The organism is Lentzea sp. NPDC054927 (assembly GCF_053610285.1).
In genome coordinates this window covers 95,235-113,082 of record NZ_JBSGXZ010000009.1, presented here as the reverse complement: position 1 = coordinate 113,082, position 17,848 = coordinate 95,235, and the positions used below count along the sequence as shown (strand labels likewise).

The window sequence follows — 17,848 nt, the reverse complement described above, 5'->3', positions numbered from 1 at the left end:
TGATGTATCAGGGTCGGTCATGAGAACTCCGCTCGTGCGTGGACCAACTGAACGTCCGCCTGCTCGGACCCCTTGAAGTCACCGGGCCAGGCGGCGTGCTGCGCCTCGCCGGCACGCGCCAGCGCTCCCTCCTGGCGCTGCTGGCGTTGCGCGCACCCTCGGTGCTCCCCGCAACGCGTCTCATCGACGCGTTGTGGGGCACCGAGCCGCCGGCCACCGCGTTGCGCACGCTCCACAGCCACATCGCACGCGTCCGCTCGGCACTGACCGCGATCGGGCTCACCGACGTCCTGGTCACCACCAGCGCCGGTTATGCCTTGCGAATCGATCCTTCACACGTAGACGTCACACGCTTCGAGCGCGCGCCCTCACCCCGTGCGGCACTGACGCTGTGGCGCGGCGATCCCCTCTCCGACTGCGACGTCTCCGAGTGGGCCTCCGCCGAAATCACCCGGCTGCACGAGGCACGTCTCGCGACCGAAGAAGCGCTGGCACAACAAGACATCGGCCGCGGCGCCTACGGAACCGCCGCCGCTCAACTCGAACGGCTCGTCGTCAGCCATCCGCTGCGAGAACGCTTCTGGGAGCTGCTCGCCGACGCACAACTACGTGGCGGCCGACGCGCGGACGCGTTGAGCACGGTCCGACGTGCCCGCAACGTGCTCGTCGAGGAGCTCGGCGTCGACCCCGGACCTGGCCTGCGCGCGATCGAGGCCGCGGCGCTCGCCTGTCCCCCGCCGGACGAGAAAGCCGGTCTGGTCGGACGGCAGCGCGAAACCCAGGACATCATGCGGCTGCTGGACAAGACGTGGCTCGTGACGCTCACCGGACCGGCCGGTTGCGGCAAGTCGCGGCTCGCCCAGCACGTCACGCCGTCGTCCACGGTGGTCGATCTGACCTCGGCGAACAGCGTGGAGGACGCGGTCGCCGCGGCGTTCGCCATCACCACCCGAGAACTCGGCACACTCGGCAACACCTTGGTGGTGCTGGACAACTGCGAACGCCTAAGGGCGAAGTGCGCCGCGTTCGTCACAGCACACCCGAGGCTGCGTGTGCTCGCCACGAGCCGTGAACCTCTCAACGTCCCTGGCGAGACCGTGTACCCGATCCCGCCGCTCGCCGTGCCCGATCCCGACGTCCCACGCTCGTTGACCGAACTGGCCGCGTACGACGCCGTGCAGCTGTTCCTGGACCGCGCGGCCCATTCGTACACCGACGCCGACGCACCGGCGATCGCCCAGCTCTGCGCGGCACTGGACGGGCTCCCGCTGGCGCTGGAACTGGCCGCCGCCCGCACGTCCGTCCTCACGCCCGCCCAGATCGTGCGCCGGTTGCGCGACAGGTTCGGCCTGCTGGGACCACTCAGGGCGGCCATCGCGTGGAGCCACGACCTGCTGACGGCCTCGGAGCGCACGCTGTTCGCCGATCTCGCGGTGTGCGCGGGCGGATTCCCGGCAGACCTGGTGGAAGCGCTGGCCAGCTCACTCGACGCACTGACGGGTTTGGTCGCGAAGTCTCTCGTGCGGGTCTCACGGGTGGCAGGCGAAACCCGTTTCTCGATGCTGGAAACCGTGCACGCGTTCGCACTGGAACAGCAGTCGTCCGCACACGCCGGTGCTGCGGACTTCTTCTTACGTCTGGCCGAACGCGCCGAAGCCGACTCGACCGGCACGTTGCTCAACGAGTTACGTGTGGAGCACGCGAACCTGCAACGCACCATGGACTGGTTCACCGCAGCAGGCGACACGGACAAGATCCTGCGTCTGGTGGTCGCGCTGAACCGCTACTGGCACCGCACCGGCAACTACCACGAGGGCCGACGGTGGCTGCACATCGCACTGAGAGGCTCAGGACCGTTGCGCGGCAAGGCTTTGGCGTCCGCGGCAACGCTGGCGATGCTCGAATGCGACTACGCCGAGGCCGTCCGCTACGCTCGGGACGGACTGGAGGCCGACCCGACGCTCGCCGGCCGGCTGCACCGGCTGCTCGGCTCGGTCGCGCGAGAACGCGGCCACTACGAAACCGCGCTGCACCACTATCAAGAGGCCGCACGCGCGTCGAACCCCGTCCACGCCGCCTATGCCCGCCAGCTCGCCGGGGCGACGTCCTGGCTGGCAGGTGACTTCGCGGTCGCGGAGGCCGATCTTCAGGCATCACTGAAGTCACTGCGAGATTTGGGTGATCAACGCGGTGCCACCTCCTCGCTCGCCTACCTGGGCGCGGTCGCCTGGTACCGGGGCGACGCGGCGGAGGCCCGCGAACTGCTGGACGAGGCGCTGGACACGTTCGGCGAGCTGGAGTTCAAGGAGGGCATCGCCTGGGCGCTCAACCTGCTCGGTGTCGTCGAACAGGGCACCGGCAACGTGGTGGCCGCACGGTCGTTGCTGGAACGCAGCCTCATGCTGCACCGCGAACTCGGTGACCGCTGGCGCCAGGCCAGCGTGCTGGAGGCCTTGGCCGACGTCACGCAGAACCGGTCGTTGCGGGCCGAGGCGGCGGCGATCCGAACCGAGATCGGAGCGCCCGTGCCGACCGTGGAACTGGACATGGCGCGCTCTGGTTAGCGTTCGGGCAACGCACGGTTGTGACTCTTCTTCCGTAGGCATCACACGGACAAGGGGAGGACAACCATGAAGCTTCGCATCGCCGCCGCAGCACTCACCATCGGCCTGTGCACCGCCGGTGTCGCGTCAGCCGATGAGGTTCCGCCGGAGTTCCAGAACAGACCCACGGTCGCGGACTGCTACAACGCCGTTCCCACGATCATCGTCCCTGCTCCTGGAATGGTCACCTTCGGCGGCGTCGGCCCGGACGTGATCCTCGGCACCAACGGTCCGGACGTCATCTTCGGCCTGGGCGGCAACGACATCGTCCTCGGGCTCGGTGCCGACGACACGATCTTCGGCGGCGACGGCAACGACCTGGTCTGCGCCGGCTGGGGCCCCGACCAGGTCCAGGGCGGCGCCGACCACGACACCGTCTACGGCGAGGCAGGTGACGACAGGCTGCGCGGCGGTGACGGGATGGACCTGCTGTCCGGCGACTCCGACGTGAACAACGACGCGGGCGACGGCGAGGCCGGCTTCGACTTCTGCACGGCGTCCACGGAGGTTCAGGTCAGCTGCTGACCGACTGCCGCAACAGGATCTCCGTGGCAGGGTCGGGTCGTACCCCGAGCTGCCGCAACGAGTCCAGCACGCGCGCACGGGTCCGCAGAGTCCTTTGTGGATTCCGTGCGCGCATTGCGGCGGCGAGCGCCAGGCGGTGACCACGCGGCTCGAACGGTTCCAGCGCCAGCGCGCGATCGGCCAGCTGCCCGGCCTGAGCCGGATCGGCGCTGACAAGCCGAAGTTCGCCCAGCGCCAGCAGGTTGTGCACGTGCCGGGCCCTGATCCGGGCGATCTCGGCCTCGCACAGGTCGGCCAGGTCGGTGAGCGGCTCCCCTCGCCACAACCCGACCGCCTGGTCGAGCTGATCCGTGTCGCTGAGCTCGTGGAACGACCACAGGTCCACGCTCAGCATCTCGCTGCGGACGAGACGGATCGACTCGCCGTCGCTGCGCACGCAGTAGGTGGCCTCACCACCGGCGCGCTCAGGTTCCAGAAGCCGCCGGAGATGAGTCATGGTCACCCGCAGGTTCCTCGCGGCACTGGCGGAATCGAGCTCCGGCCAGAGCAGGTCCATCGCCTGGTCCCGGTTGAGCACCGGACTCAGCACGAGCAGGCCCAGCAGCTGGCGGACCCGCGCGCGCCGCAGCCCTGGTGCGTCCACGGCAACACCGTTGCGGGTCACGCGCATCGGGCCGAGGACCTCGATGCCGATCGGGTGGTCCGGCGGTGTGGGCACGGTGGCGAGCAGCTTGGCGGCACCGGCGGCGAGGTCCGGATCGTGGGCGAGATCGCGGAGTTTCTGGTGCACCGCGGCATGATCGGCCAGCCAGGCACCCAGCTTCGTCTTGCCTGTGGCGGCCAGTCGCACGGCCAGTTCGACCGACCACGGCAACGGCAGGAAGCACAACGCGTGCGCTTCCGGCAGATATAACGAGAGATCGCCTTGTCTGGCCCGCACGAACGCACGCCCCGCCGCTCGTGCCTTCTGATGTGACGGACCCAAGTCCGTGTTGTCCCAACGCTCTCTCAGCTCGTCGCTCAACACGTACCCCAGCGTCAGGAACCGGCGCAGGTGCCGTTCGGCGACCTTGATGTCCGCCGGCCACTTCGCCAGATGCCGCTTGTAGACATCACGGGCCACCTCCTCCTCTCCGCGCGTGACCGCGACCGCCGCTTGTGCCGCACACGCCAGCACTGCGTCGCGCGGGTTGTCCTTGTCGGCGGGATCGCCACACGGCAGTTCGGTCGTGGTGTCACCGAACGATGCGGCGATGACGGTGTGAAGGGCACGCGCCACGAACTCGTCGCGTGCCGTGCTGTCCACGCTGTCCGGTGTTGTCGTGGGTTCGCCGTCGAACCAGCGCGCCACGGCGGCGTGATGGCAGGCGAGGTCGTCCTCCAGCATCCGTTCGGCGAGCTCGGCGGCTTCGCGCCCGCGGCCGCACATCGACAGGCAATGGACGTGGAACCGCGTGGTGGACACGGAAAGCGCTTTGGGCACTTCGCCGGCCGGCGCCTGGGCGAGGTGGACGAGTGCCTGCTCCGGGTCGCCCGCGAGTTCGGCGAGCACCGCGTTCGCGCTGTGCCGCAACAACCTCAGCACGGGTGTGGACGCGTCGAGGCGCTGGGCCCGATGCGCGATCTCGGCCAGCCTGACCAGGTCTCCCCTGGAGTGCGCGGTGATCACGGCCTGGCCCAGCGCCACCGCTGCCGAGTCCTGGTCGCCCTGCTCCAGCATCTGTGCGCACGCCCGGTCGACCAGGCAGTCGATGGACGGGTCGGTGAAGTCACGTGCGTGCATCACCGCTGCCTTGAGCAACAGGAACGCCGGTTCCTCGCAGTGGTGGGCAGGCACCGCTTTCAGCCACCGCTGAGCGGTCGCGGCCGGCAACACCGACAACGTGGTCCGCACGAGCTCGACCGCGAGACGCGCCAGCAACGGCCAGTCGTGTGCGCGGCAGGCGATTCGCCCGGCCCCGGCCAGCTCACCGCGGGCGGCCAGCACCTCGACCGCCTTGGCGCGCAGGTGATCGGCGGGCACGATGCCGGCCCACAGGTCGTGCGCCCGGTATCGGCCGTCGTCGAGCCGGACGACCAACGGCACTTCGCGAGCGAGGCGTTCGAGATCGACGGGCGCGTCGGCGACCGTCCTCACCTCTTCCTCGGTCGCACACCCGAGCGTCACCAACGCGGCCAACGCCGTTCGCACCGGCTCGGCGAGCCGCTGGAGCACCTCCTCCGCGGCGTAGCGCCAGGACGCGGCGGGGCCGGCGCACAGCGACAACCTGATGAGCGCGGGCCAGCCGTGCAGGTCCTGGGTGAGCTCGCGGCCGAACCTCGTGGCCAGGGCGGCGGTTTCGGCGTCGGTGAAGGCCAGGTCCTCGGTGCTGAGCGCGGCCAGCTCGCCCGCGGCCTCCCGGCGGGCCAGCGGGAGGTCCGGCGTGCGGCGCCCCGACAACACCAGGTGTGCGGTGCCGGGCAGGGCACGCGCGACGGCGGCGAGCAGGGTCGCGCCCGGTGAGTCGCCGGGGATCTCGTGGACGTCGTCCAGCAGGAGACAGATGTCCAGCGGGGCTCGGCGCCGGAGGGCCTCGAGCACTTCCGGCGCACCGGGTTCGGGGCTGGGGACCGTGTTGAGGGCGGCCAGGATCGTGCGGGCCAGGTGGCTCGCGTTCTCGTGGTCGGGGCCGCAGGTGACCCAGGCGTCGATGCCGCGGGGTTCGAGGAGGTTCGCGCGGACGGCCTGCGCCAGTGCGGTGGTCTTGCCGAAGCCGGGGCCCGCGACGACCAGTGTGATCGGGCTGGTCCAGCGCTGGCGAAGGCGGTCGACCAGCCGCAACCGCGGCAGCTCGACGTCCAGCGGCCGCGGCACCCCGTGCAACGGCAGAACCCTGTTGTCCCCCACGCACTACGGAGTCGTCCAGCACCTAGGAGATACCGCGGGCGCGCACACGGGCCACGAGCGGTCGCGCACCGAGGCCCTCGAAGATCGCGAGCGCCTCGGTCAAGTCGCCGGGGTCGTCGCTCTCGACGAGGGCGACGGCGTACCAGTGATCGCACCCGGCCTGCTGCCACCTCTTGGCGGCCTCACGCCATCGGCCCGCCGCCAGCAGCGCGTGGGGATGGCAGGAATCGTCCGTGGACACCGGACGGCCCGCGATGCCCAGCCAGTAGGCCAGTTCCGCGGCCAGCGCCCGCACACCGAGCCGGCGCGCCTCCGCGTGCAGGGGTTCGAGCTCCGCGGCCACGACCTCGTCACCGCCCAGCCACGCCGCCTCGGCCCGAGCGATGGCGGCCGGGCCGATGTTCTGCAGTTCCCCGGTTCCCTGCGCGAGATCCCAGGCTTCCGCGAGCGCGTCCTGCGCACCGGGCAGACCCCGGCGCGCCCGCACCCTGCCCAGGGCGATGAGGGCGTGGCATCGGGTCGGCGGGTTGGCCGGCGGCCGCACTCCAGCCACCAGCTCCGCGTCCGCCATCGCCCGATCCCAGTCGCCCGTCTCCACCGCGACCGTCGCCCGGCACGAGTACATGCGGTTCAGGTACCGAAGCTCCTCCGCACCGTCCGCCATCTCGAGCGCCGTCGTGACACAGCCCATGGCCTCGTCGAGGCGGTACTCCCAGAGCAGGATCTCGACGACGTTGACGGTGAACCTGCAGAAGTCGCTGACCGAGCCGAACGCCAGCGTCGCCTGCCTGGCCTCCGCCAGCGTGGTCCACGCCTCCTCCAGGCCCAGGTCGGCCTGCGCGGTGCCGACGCTCGTCAACGCGTGGGCGAGGATCTCCTGGTCGCCGGCCGCGCGGGCGAGTACGACGGCGCGCTCACCCAGCGCCAGGCTCTCCTCGGTGCGGTAGAGGATCGCCAGCAGGCCGCTCCGGTGGGTCAGCGCACGGGCGAGCGCCCTGTCGTCGCCCGCGCTCTCCAGCAGCGTGACGGCCTCCTCCGCACTGCTGCTGTAGGCGAGCTCCGGCATACCGGCCCGCCAGCAGATCAGCGACAGCCACATCAGGTCGCGACCGAGCGCGCGGACGTCACCGAGATTGCGGCGCAGTGCGACCGCCTCCCGCTGAGCCTCCACGGCAGAGTCCAAGTCCCCGATGACGCTGTTCTCGATCGCGTAGCGGCCCAGCAGGTCGGCCTGCTGGGCCGGATCGAGCAGTTCTCGCTGCTGCAGCACGAGACGCAGGTGCGCCGCCGCCTCCAGGTGCGAGCCGGCCTTGCTCGCGGCCTCGGCGGCCTCGGGGCCGTAGCGCACGATCGCGCCGGTGTCACCGGCCTCGGCGGCGTGGTGCACGACGCGCGCCAGGTCCACACCGTCTCGTGCCACGAGCGCGGCGAGGACGTGGCGGTTCAGCTCGACCCGCCGGGCCACCGGCAACGCGTCCGCGACGGTGCGCCGGATGAGCTCGTGCCGGAACCCGGTGCTGGCCGGTGTCACGGTGAGCAACCCGTGCCGTTCCGCGGCCACCACGGCGGCGACCCCGTCCGGCAGCAGCGCGTCGAGCAGCCATCGCTCCACAGTGGACGGTACGACCGCGAGCCGTGCCAACGCCTCCCGACCGGCGTCGTCCAGCCCGTGCAGCCGCGCGAGCACCGCGTCGGCGACCGTCGGCGGGACGCGGTCGAGGTGTCCGGCCGCGAGGATCTCGGTGACGAAGAACGGGTTTCCCCCGGTCACCGCAAACACCTCGCGCGGGTCGAGCCCGCTCGCCGTGACCAGCCGTTCGACCGCCACGGCCGACAGCGGCGCCAGCTCGAACCGCCGCACCCGAGGCACCGCGGCCACCTGTCCGAGCAGGCGCTGCAGCAACGGCCCGGCGGTGCGGTAGGTCAGCATCAGCAGCACGGGCAGGGACGCCACCCGTCTGACCAAAAAGGACAGTGCGTCCACTGTGGCCTCATCGGCCCAGTGCACGTCCTCGATGACGAGAACCGCCGGCCGGGTCAGCTCGGCGAGCAGCACCTCGAACACCTCCTCCCGGTCCCCCGCGGCACGCAGCCGTGGACCGAGGAGGTCGCGGAACGGGCCGAGCGCGCGGGGCGTGGCCAGGTCGTCGCAACACCCGACGAGCAGCCGGGCCTGTCGCGGCACCATCCCCCGCACCGCGTCCGCCAGCGCCGACTTGCCGACGCCGGGCTCGCCGGACACCAGCACCACCGAGCCGTTCCCCGCGACCGCCTCCCGTGCTGCGGCGGCAAGTTCGGAGAGCTCGTGCTCGCGCTCCAGCAGAACACCGGCCGGCGACATGAGCACGACTCCCGGCAGGTCGAGCGCGGGGTCCTGGCGCAGGACGGCCGCCTCCAGCTCACGCAGCGCCGGGTTCGGGTCGATCCCCAGTTCCTCGCCGAGCGCGTGCCGCAGCCGCTGGTACACCGAGAGCGCCTCGGCCTGACGTCCGCAGCGGTACAGCGCGAGCATCAGCTGCCCGTGCACGTGCTCGCGGAACGGCTGCTCGCGGCTGCGCCATTCCAGCTCCGGCACCAGCATCGCGTGCTCGCCGAGCGCCAGCCGCACCTCGGTGAGCGCGTCCTCGGCCTCGGTCCTGAGCGCGGCGATGCGCTCGGCCTGCTCGTCCAGCCACGCGTGGCCGGTCACGTCCACCAGTGGCCGGTCCCGCCAGCACTCGAGCGCCGCCCGCAGGTGCACCGCCCGGCCGGCCGGATCGGGCTCGCGTTTGCTCTGGTCCATCAACCGTTGGACCTCAAGGAGATCCGTGTCGGCGCCGAGCACGTACCCCGGCGCACGCACCAAGATCGCCGCACGGTCGCCGAGCACGCCACGCAGATAGGACACGTGGTGCTGCAGCGTGTTCGCGGCTGTGCGGGGTGCACGGTCGCCCCACACCACCTCGGTCAGCCGATCGGTGCTCACGATCTCGCCTGCCCGCAGCGCCAGCACGGCGAGCACCGCCTTGCGGCGCGGGCCTCGCACCTCCCTCCGCGTGCCGTCCACCGTCACATCGACCGGTCCCAGAATCCGCACCTGCACACCAGGTAGTCGTCCGGCGACCCGCTGATGTCAGCCAGGAACGCCGTTTCCGTCAGATTTCCGTTCCGCGCCAGGCACGGCGGCCATGGTTCGGCCATGAACATTCGCAGAAAGATGCTCGTCGTGCTGGCGGCGCTCGGGCTGGCGCTCACCGCGAGCGGCGGGGTCGCGAACGCCGCCGGTGTCTTCAAACCCATCAGGAACGCCTGGACCGGCATGTGCCTGCAGCCCGAGGGCGGCAGCACGTTCGACGCGTGGATCGTGCAGGTGCCCTGCGTTCCGGGCAGCGCCATCCAGAACTGGCACTTCGACAAGGTCTCCGGCGACAAATACCAGATCATCAACGAGGTCAGCGGTCGCTGCTTCTACATGAACGGCCCGGTCCGGCGCGGATCGGGCGTCGCCCAGGTGGCGTGCCTGCCGCGGGTCACCAACCACGTGTGGAAGACCGTCCCGACGCCGTCGACCGACGCCGAGATCGAGTCGATGGCAGGCGGCGACCACAACCTGTGCCTCGACGTACCGGGCGGCCAGTCCATCAGCGGACTGATCATGCAGATCTGGTCCTGCAACAACAGCCCCGCGCAGCGCTTCATCATCGGTTTCTGACCACGAGAACGGCCCGCCTCCCCTGACGGGGAAGCGGGCCGTTTCGGTGTACGACGATCAGGCGCCTGCGGCCTTGCGCAGGTCTTCGGCGCGGTCCGTCGACTCCCACGGCAGGTCGACGTCGGTGCGGCCGAAGTGGCCGTACGCGGCGGTCGGGGCGTAGATCGGGCGGAGCAGGTCGAGGTCGCGGATGATCGCGGCGGGCCGGAGGTCGAACACCTCGGTGATGGCCTGCTGGATCTTCTGCGGGTCGACGGTCTCGGTGCCGAACGTCTCGACGAACAGGCCGACCGGGGCCGCCTTGCCGATGGCATAGGCGACCTGGACCTCGACGCGCGACGCGAGGCCGGCGGCGACGGTGTTCTTGGCGACCCAGCGCATGGCGTAGGCGGCGGAACGGTCGACCTTCGACGGGTCCTTGCCGGAGAAGGCGCCGCCACCGTGACGGGCCATGCCGCCGTAGGTGTCGACGATGATCTTGCGGCCGGTCAGGCCCGCGTCACCCATCGGGCCGCCGATGACGAAGCGGCCGGTCGGGTTGGTCAGCAGGCGGACGCCCGCGGTGTCCAGCGACAGCGCGTCGATCTCCGGCTGGACGACGTGCTCGCGCAGGTCGACGCCGAGCAGCTTCTCCAGGTCGATGCCGTCGGCGTGCTGGGTGGAGATGACGACGGTGTCGAGCCGGACCGGCTGGTCGCCCGCGTACTCGATGGTGACCTGGGTCTTGCCGTCCGGGCGCAGGTACGGGACGGTGCCGTCCTTGCGGACCGCGGTCAGGCGGCGCGACAGGCGGTGGGCCAGCGCGATCGGCAGCGGCATGAGCTCGGGCGTGTCGGTGCACGCGTAGCCGAACATCAGGCCCTGGTCGCCGGCGCCCTGCTTGTCGATCTCGTCGTCGGCACCCTCGACCCGGTTCTCGAACGCGGTGTCGACGCCCTGCGCGATGTCCGGGGACTGCGCGCCGATGGCGACGTTCACGCCGCACGAGTTGCCGTCGAAGCCCTTCTGCGACGAGTCGTAGCCGATCTCCAGGATCTTCTCGCGGACGATCGTGGGGATGTCCGCATACGCCTCGGTGGTGACCTCACCCGCGACGTGGACCTGCCCGGTGGTGACCAGCGTCTCCACCGCAACCCGGGAGCGCGGGTCCTTCGCCAGCAGCGCGTCGAGGATCGAGTCGCTGATCGCGTCGCAGATCTTGTCGGGGTGTCCCTCGGTCACCGACTCACTGGTGAACAGCCTGCTGCTGTGCTGGCTCACGGACACTCCTTATTAGCGGGTTGGACTGGAGAAAAGTCTACTGAGACTCAGTCAAGCGAACGGTAACTGCGTCCCACACCACGGACGCCACTTGTGTCTTGGGCCCGTGCGGTATAGGGGTTTCCGCGCCTTCGCGGGTCAGCAGCCAGCCGGCGTTGTCCTCCTGCTCGAACGCCTTGCCGTCGCCGACCGCGTTCACCACCAGCAGGTCACAACCCTTGCGTCGCAGCTTGGCGCGGCCGTAGTCGAGCACCGACGTCGTCTCGTCGCCGGTCTCCGCGGCGAACCCGACGATGACCTGACCCTCACGACGTGCGGAAACGAGCTCCACGAGGATGTCGGGGTTCTTCGTCAGCGCGATCGGGTCGGGGTCGGCGGAGGTCTTCTTGATCTTGTGGCCGGTCAGCGACAACGGCCGGAAATCAGCCACCGCCGCGGCCATCACGACCACGTCCGCGTCCGCCGCGACCTTGTGCATCGCCTCGCGCAGTTCGACCGCCGACCCCACCCTGACCAGGTCGACCCCGGCCGGCGTGGTCAGGTCCGCGGTGTTGCCCGCGACCAACGTCACCCGTGCACCGCGCTGGGCCGCCACCCGTGCGAGTGCATAGCCCTGCTTGCCGGACGAGCGGTTGCCGATGAACCGGACCGGATCGAGTGGTTCTCGCGTGCCACCGGCGGAGATCGCGACGTGCACACCTTCGAGTGTCCGCTGCAACGCCTGCGATTGCACCAGCAGCAGCCGGGCCAGTTCGACGATCTCGGCGGGGTCGGGCAGCCGGCCCTTGCCGGTGTCCTTGCCGGTCAACCGGCCGGACGCGGGTTCGGCGACGACGACACCGCGCGACCGCAGCAGCGCCACGTTGTGCTGGGTGGCCGGGTGCTCCCACATCTCGGTGTGCATCGCCGGCACCAGCAGGACCGGGCAGCGCGCGGTCAGCAGGGTGTTCGTCAGAAGATCGTCCGCGAGGCCGTGCGCGGCCTTCGCGATGAGGTTCGCGGTCGCCGGGGCGACCACCACGAGGTCGGCGTTCTGCCCGAGCTTGACGTGCGGCACCTCGTGCACGTCGTCGAACGGGTCAGCGGTCACGACCTGGCCGGACAGCGCCTCGAACGTGGCGGCTCCCACGAACTTCAGCGCGCCCTCGGTGGGGATGACCCGCACGGAGTGGCCGGACTCGGTCAGCCGCCGCAGGACCTCACAGGCCTTGTACGCGGCGATGCCCCCGCCAACCCCAAGAACGATCTTGGGGCGAACAGGGGCATCAGCGTCAGATGACGCCGTCACTCGCCCTCGGTGTGCTCAAGCAGACCCGCGTGGATCTCGCGAAGAGCAATCGAGAGGGGCTTCTCACGCGGGCCCGGCTCGACGAGCGGGCCGACGTACTCGAGCAGGCCCTCGCCGAGCTGCGCGTAGTAGTCGTTGATCTGGCGGGCACGCTTCGCGGCGTAGATCACCAACGCGTACTTCGAGCTCACCTGCTCAAGCAGGTCGTCGATCGGCGGGTTGGTGATGCCCTCCGGGGAACCGGTCAGGTGACCGAGCTCGGTGTGGGTGATCACTCGTCAATCTCCTGAAATTCGTGGTCCGACCATCAAGGATAGCAAGTCGGCCGCCGCGGACTTCACGTCGGCGTTCATCACCACCTCGTCGAACTCCTTTTCGGCCGCGAGCTCCTCACGGGCGATGTCGAGCCTGCGCTCGACCACCGCCGGATCCTCGGTGCCACGGCCGGTCAAACGCCTCACCAGGTGCTCCCACGACGGGGGCATCAACATCACGAGCTGGGCGTTCGGCATCGCGACGCGGACCTGGCGCGCGCCCTGCAGTTCGATCTCGAGCAGGGCGGGACGGCCGGAGGCCAGAGCCTCCTCGACGGGCCTGCGAGGAGTTCCGTAGCAGTTTCCCGCGAACTCGGCGTGTTCCAGGAACTCGCCGGCCTCGATCATCTGCTGGAACTTCTCGCGGTCCACGAAGTGGTAGTGCACTCCGTCGACCTCGCCCGGCCTCGGCTTCCTGGTGGTCGCCGAGACGGAAAAGTAGATATCGGGTTGCTGCCTGCGCAGCTCCGCCAGAACGCTGGATTTCCCCACGCCTGACGGCCCGGACAAGACGGTGAGGCGGGAGCGGGCAGAACCCGCCCCCGCCTCGGTGCCAATCACTCTCCGCTGAACTCGGAGAGCAGGGCCTTGCGCTGGCGGTCACCAAGACCGCGCAGGCGACGGCTGGGAGCGATCTCGAGGCGCTCCATGATCTGCTGCGCGCGAACCTTGCCGACGCCCGGGAGGGCCTCGAGCAGCGCGGACACCTTCATCTTGCCCAGGACCTCGTCGCTCTCGGCGGCCTTGAGCACGTCCGTCAGGGTCGTGCCGCCGCGCTTGAGGCGCTCCTTGAGCTCAGCCCGAGCGCGACGAGCGGCAGCAGCCTTCTCCAGCGCTGCGGCTCGCTGCTCCTCGGTAAGCTGGGGAAGAGCCACGATTTCCTCCGTGGTGTGGATTCTTTTCGGATCGGTGCCGCGACCGTACCGACCGCAATTGCCTGAGTACAACGTGACCCAGTCAGGTAAATCTTCAGCGGCCATGATTGCGGCGGGTGGTAGTAGTACCAACACCCTCCGGCGGCCTGATCACCGCCCTCCGGCAACTCGTCGCCCACTCTAGGTGTGCTATGAGGCCGGTGACCAGCGGGGCAGCCGGTGGGCTGGACCCTACCAACACATGTTTCCCCAGGTGAGCGCGCCACACCCCAAAAGTTGCGGCGCGCCCCTCCTCAGAGGCTCTCCTGAACCCTTCGCACGGCGCTGACCAGCGACGATACGTCCGGGCCATGCCGGAGAACATCTCGTGAAGAAGTCGGAAAAACGTTGCGCATGTCGGGCCCGAAGAGCCGTTTCAGATCGGCCACCGAGCCTCCCTGAGCGCCGAAACCGGGCGCCAGGATCGGTCCGTTGAACCCGGAGAGGTCCACATCCGTTTCACCGATCGTGGCACCCACGACGAGACCAACATCGCCGCACGGGGAAATGCCGGAATTCCGAGCGGTGGCGAAATCGATGATCGTCCGGGCCACAGTTCGCCCGTCCGGAGCAACCGCGCGCTGGACCTCGGCACCCTCGGGGTTCGACGTCAGCGCGAGCACGAACACGCCACGGCCGGTCGCCCGTGCCGTGTCGAGGGCCGGTTGCAGCGATCCGAAGCCGAGGAACGGCGACACCGTCACCGCGTCACCGGCCAGCGGCGAACCGTCGCCCAGGTACGCCTCGGCGTAGGCGGCCATGGTCGAACCGATGTCGCCGCGCTTGGCGTCCACCAGCACCAGCGTGCCGGAGTCGCGCAGGTCCGCGATCACCCGTTCCAGCACGGCGACCCCACGCGACCCGTAGGCCTCGAAGAACGCCGCCTGCGGCTTCACCATCGACACCTTGCCGCCGAAGGCCTCCACGGCCGTCAGAGCGAACCGTTCGAGGCCCTCCGCGGTCCGGGAGAGGCCCCAGGAGTCCAGCAGGCTCGGGTGGGGGTCGATGCCGACGCACAGAGGTCCGTGCGCGGCAACGGCTTTCGCCAGCTTTTCGCCGAACGTCATTTGTCCCCCCGCAACGCGGCCTGGAGCGCCTGCAGCGGCTGCACCCCGATGTCACCCTGGATCAGCGCCTCGATGCCGTGCACGGCCGCGGCGGCGCCCTGGATCGTGGTGACGCAGGGGATGTCCTTCGCCACAGCGGCGGTGCGGATCTCGTAGCCGTCGATGCGCGGGCCGCTGTTGCCGTACGGCGTGTTGAAGATCATGTCGATCTCGCCGGCCAGGATCATGTCGACGACGTTGCCGTCGCCCTCGAAGTGCTTGCGCACCTCGGTGCACGCGATCCCGTTGCGCTTGAGCACCTCCGCGGTGCCGGAGGTCGCGAGGATCTGGAACCCGAGGTCGGCCAGCCGCTTGACCGGGAAGATCATCGCGCGCTTGTCGCGGTTCGCGAACGACACGAACACCTTCCCGGACGTCGGCAGCGAGCCGTAGGAGGCCGTCTGCGACTTCGCGAACGCCTTGCCGAACGACGAGTCGATGCCCATGACCTCGCCGGTGGACTTCATCTCCGGGCCCAGCAACGAGTCGACGCCGTGGCCTTCCGGCGTGCGGAAGCGGTGGAACTGCATGACCGCTTCCTTGACCGCGACCGGCGCGTGCTCAGGCAGCCGGGCGCCGTCACCGGTGGCCGGCAGGATGCCTTCCACGCGCAGCTCCGCGATCGTGGCGCCCAGCATGACCCGCGAGGCGGCCTTGGCCATCGAGACCGCAGTCGCCTTGGACACGAACGGCACCGTGCGCGACGCACGCGGGTTTGCCTCCAGGACGTACAGCACGTCGTCCTTGAGCGCGTACTGGACGTTCAGGAGCCCCTTCACGCCGATGCCCTTGGCGATGGCCTCGGTGGAGCGGCGGACGTTCTCGATGTCGGAGGCGCCGAGCGTGATCGGCGGCAGCGCGCACGACGAGTCGCCGGAGTGCACACCGGCTTCCTCGATGTGCTCCATCACGCCGCCGATGAACACCTCCTCGCCGTCGCACAGCGCGTCGACGTCGATCTCGATGGCGTCGTCGAGGAACCGGTCGACCAGCACCGGGTGCTCCGGCGTCACCTCGGTCGCGCGGGCGATGTAGCCCGACAGCGACTCCTCGTCGTACACGATCTCCATGCCGCGCCCGCCGAGCACGTAGGACGGCCGCACGAGCACCGGGTAGCCGATCTCGTCCGCGATCTCCTTGGCCTCTTCGAACGACGTGGCGGTGCCGAACTTCGGCGCGGGCAGCCCGGCGTGGTTCAGCACCTTGCCGAACTGGCCGCGGTCCTCGGCGAGGTGGATCGCCTCGGGCGTGGTGCCCACGATCGGCACACCGGCGTCGGCCAGGCGCTGCGCCAGACCCAGCGGCGTCTGGCCGCCCAGCTGCACGATGACGCCCGCGACGGTGCCGGAACGCTGCTCGGAGTGCACGACCTCCAGCACGTCCTCGAACGTCAGCGGCTCGAAGTACAGGCGGTCGGACGTGTCGTAGTCCGTCGACACCGTCTCCGGGTTGCAGTTGACCATGACGGTCTCGTACCCGGCCGCCCGCAGCGCCATCGCCGCGTGCACGCACGAGTAGTCGAACTCGATGCCCTGCCCGATGCGGTTCGGGCCGGAGCCCAGGATCAGCACCTTCGGCTTCTCCCGCTGCTCCGCGACCTCGGACTCGGCGTTCGGGTCGAGCTCGTACGCGGAGTAGTGGTACGGCGTCTCGGACTTGAACTCCGCCGCGCACGTGTCGACCGTCTTGTAGACCGGACGCACGCCCAGACGGTGCCGCAGCCTGCGCACGCCGTCCTCGCCGGCGAGCTCCGACCGCAGCACGGCGATCTGGCGGTCCGACAGACCAGCCCGCTTCGCCTTGCGCAGCAACGGTTCGTCCAGCACCGGCGCGTCGAGCAGCTCCTGGCGCAGGGTGCCGAGCCACGCGATCTGCTCGATGAACCACGGGTCGATCCCCGAGGCGTTGTAGACGTCCTCAATGGACGCACCGAGCCGCAGCGCGCGCTCAACGGTGTAGAGGCGTCCGTCGTGACCGCGCTCCAGCTGCTTGAGCGTGGACTCGAGGGTCGCGTCCTCCGGGTCGGGCTGGGTCCAGAAACCGACGGCCTTGGTCTCCAGCGACCGCAGCGCCTTGCCCAGCGCCTCAACGAAGTTGCGGCCGATCGACATCGCCTCGCCGACCGACTTCATCGTGGTCGTCAGCGTGGGGTCCGCACCGGGGAACTTCTCGAAGGCGAACCGCGGCGCCTTCACGACCACGTAGTCGAGCGTCGGCTCGAACGACGCCGGCGTCTCCCCCGTGATGTCGTTGGTGATCTCGTCCAGCGTGTAGCCGATGGCGAGCTTCGCCGCGATCTTGGCGATCGGGAAGCCGGTCGCCTTCGAGGCCAGCGCGGAGGAACGCGACACCCGCGGGTTCATCTCGATGACGACCATCCGCCCGGTCTGCGGCTGGATCGCGAACTGGATGTTGCAGCCACCGGTGTCGACGCCGACCTCGCGGATCACGTCGATGCCGACGTCGCGCATGTGCTGGTACTCGCGGTCGGTCAGCGTCATCGCGGGCGCGACCGTCACCGAGTCGCCGGTGTGCACGCCCATCGGGTCGATGTTCTCGATCGAGCAGATGACGACGACGTTGTCGTTGCGGTCGCGCATCAGCTCGAGCTCGTACTCCTTCCACCCGAGCACGCTCTCCTCGATGAGCACCTCGGTGACCGGCGACTCCTCGAGACCGATGGACGCGAGCCGCTCCAGCTCCTCCTCGGTGTACGCCATGCCGGAACCCAGGCCGCCCATGGTGAACGACGGCCGGATGACCACGGGCAGCCCGAGGTCGGCGACGGTCTCGCGCACCTCGTCCATCGACTTGCAGACCGCCGACCGCGGGACCTCGGCGCCGATCCTGCGCACCAGGTCCTTGAAGATCTGCCGGTCCTCGCCGCGCTGGATGGCGTCGATGTCCGCGCCGATCAGCTCGACGTTGTACTTCTCCAGCACACCGCGCTCGTGCAGCGCGATGGCCGTGTTGAGCGCCGTCTGCCCGCCCAGCGTCGCCAGGATCGCGTCCGGGCGTTCCTGCGCGATGACCTTCTCCACGAACTCGGCCGTGATCGGCTCGATGTAGGTGGCGTCGGCGAACTCGGGGTCGGTCATGATCGTCGCCGGGTTGGAGTTCACCAGGCTGACCCTGATGCCCTCCTCCCGCAGCACCCGGCACGCCTGCGTGCCGGAGTAGTCGAACTCGCAGGCCTGACCGATGACGATCGGACCAGACCCGATGACCAGGATGTGCTTCAAGTCTTCGCGTTTGGGCAT

General features: G+C 69.7%; 12 protein-coding genes. 3 read left to right on the top strand and 9 right to left on the bottom strand.

The window, feature by feature from the left end; translation table 11 throughout:
• Positions 1-38: 38 nt before the first annotated feature.
• A complete protein-coding gene (locus ACWGE0_RS16700; protein ID WP_452261761.1) occupies positions 39-2,564 on the top strand; it encodes an AfsR/SARP family transcriptional regulator in 2,526 nt (841 codons plus the stop codon).
• 66 nt (positions 2,565-2,630) lie between these two features.
• The gene (locus ACWGE0_RS16695) at positions 2,631-3,128 is read left to right on the top strand and encodes a calcium-binding protein (protein WP_452261760.1); all 498 of its coding nucleotides are present in this window, start codon (positions 2,631-2,633) and stop codon (positions 3,126-3,128) included.
• Here ACWGE0_RS16695 and ACWGE0_RS16690 read toward each other — a convergent pair.
• Both ACWGE0_RS16690 and ACWGE0_RS16685 read right to left on the bottom strand, forming a co-directional pair.
• Positions 3,118-6,015 (bottom strand): hypothetical protein, encoded by a 2,898-nt coding sequence (locus ACWGE0_RS16690; protein ID WP_452261759.1) that lies wholly within the window; start codon positions 6,013-6,015, stop codon positions 3,118-3,120. The genes ACWGE0_RS16695 and ACWGE0_RS16690 overlap by 11 nt on opposite strands.
• Before the next feature lie 22 nt (positions 6,016-6,037).
• Complete coding sequence (locus ACWGE0_RS16685) at positions 6,038-9,091, bottom strand: BTAD domain-containing putative transcriptional regulator (protein WP_452261758.1); 3,054 nt, start codon at positions 9,089-9,091, stop codon at positions 6,038-6,040.
• 102 nt (positions 9,092-9,193) lie between these two features.
• Here ACWGE0_RS16685 and ACWGE0_RS16680 point away from each other — a divergent pair, with 102 nt between their 5' ends.
• Complete coding sequence (locus ACWGE0_RS16680; protein ID WP_452261757.1) at positions 9,194-9,706, top strand: RICIN domain-containing protein; 513 nt, start codon at positions 9,194-9,196, stop codon at positions 9,704-9,706.
• Positions 9,707-9,763: 57 nt separating this feature from the next.
• On the opposite strand, the gene metK is transcribed toward ACWGE0_RS16680, so the two are convergent.
• From metK to carB, 7 genes are all read right to left on the bottom strand, one after another.
• Entirely contained in the window at positions 9,764-10,966 is a 1,203-nt protein-coding gene (gene metK / locus ACWGE0_RS16675; protein ID WP_452261756.1) for a methionine adenosyltransferase, read from the bottom strand.
• Between the two features lie 37 nt (positions 10,967-11,003).
• Complete coding sequence (gene coaBC, locus ACWGE0_RS16670; protein WP_452261755.1) at positions 11,004-12,254, bottom strand: bifunctional phosphopantothenoylcysteine decarboxylase/phosphopantothenate--cysteine ligase CoaBC; 1,251 nt, start codon at positions 12,252-12,254, stop codon at positions 11,004-11,006.
• Complete coding sequence (gene rpoZ / locus ACWGE0_RS16665) at positions 12,251-12,529, bottom strand: DNA-directed RNA polymerase subunit omega (protein ID WP_045313812.1); 279 nt, start codon at positions 12,527-12,529, stop codon at positions 12,251-12,253. Before rpoZ ends, coaBC begins: the two co-directional genes overlap by 4 nt.
• A 3-nt stretch (positions 12,530-12,532) precedes the next feature.
• The gene (gene gmk, locus ACWGE0_RS16660) at positions 12,533-13,129 is read right to left on the bottom strand and encodes a guanylate kinase (RefSeq protein ID WP_319966607.1); all 597 of its coding nucleotides are present in this window, start codon (positions 13,127-13,129) and stop codon (positions 12,533-12,535) included.
• The gene (gene mihF / locus ACWGE0_RS16655) at positions 13,126-13,443 is read right to left on the bottom strand and encodes an integration host factor, actinobacterial type (RefSeq protein ID WP_030471603.1); all 318 of its coding nucleotides are present in this window, start codon (positions 13,441-13,443) and stop codon (positions 13,126-13,128) included. Before mihF ends, gmk begins: the two co-directional genes overlap by 4 nt.
• A gap of 293 nt (positions 13,444-13,736) precedes the next feature.
• Positions 13,737-14,549, bottom strand: a complete 813-nt coding sequence (gene pyrF, locus ACWGE0_RS16650) for an orotidine-5'-phosphate decarboxylase (protein ID WP_452261754.1) — start codon at positions 14,547-14,549, stop codon at positions 13,737-13,739.
• Positions 14,546-17,848, bottom strand: a complete 3,303-nt coding sequence (gene carB, locus ACWGE0_RS16645) for a carbamoyl-phosphate synthase large subunit (protein WP_452261753.1) — start codon at positions 17,846-17,848, stop codon at positions 14,546-14,548. The genes pyrF and carB overlap by 4 nt, the downstream gene beginning before the upstream one ends.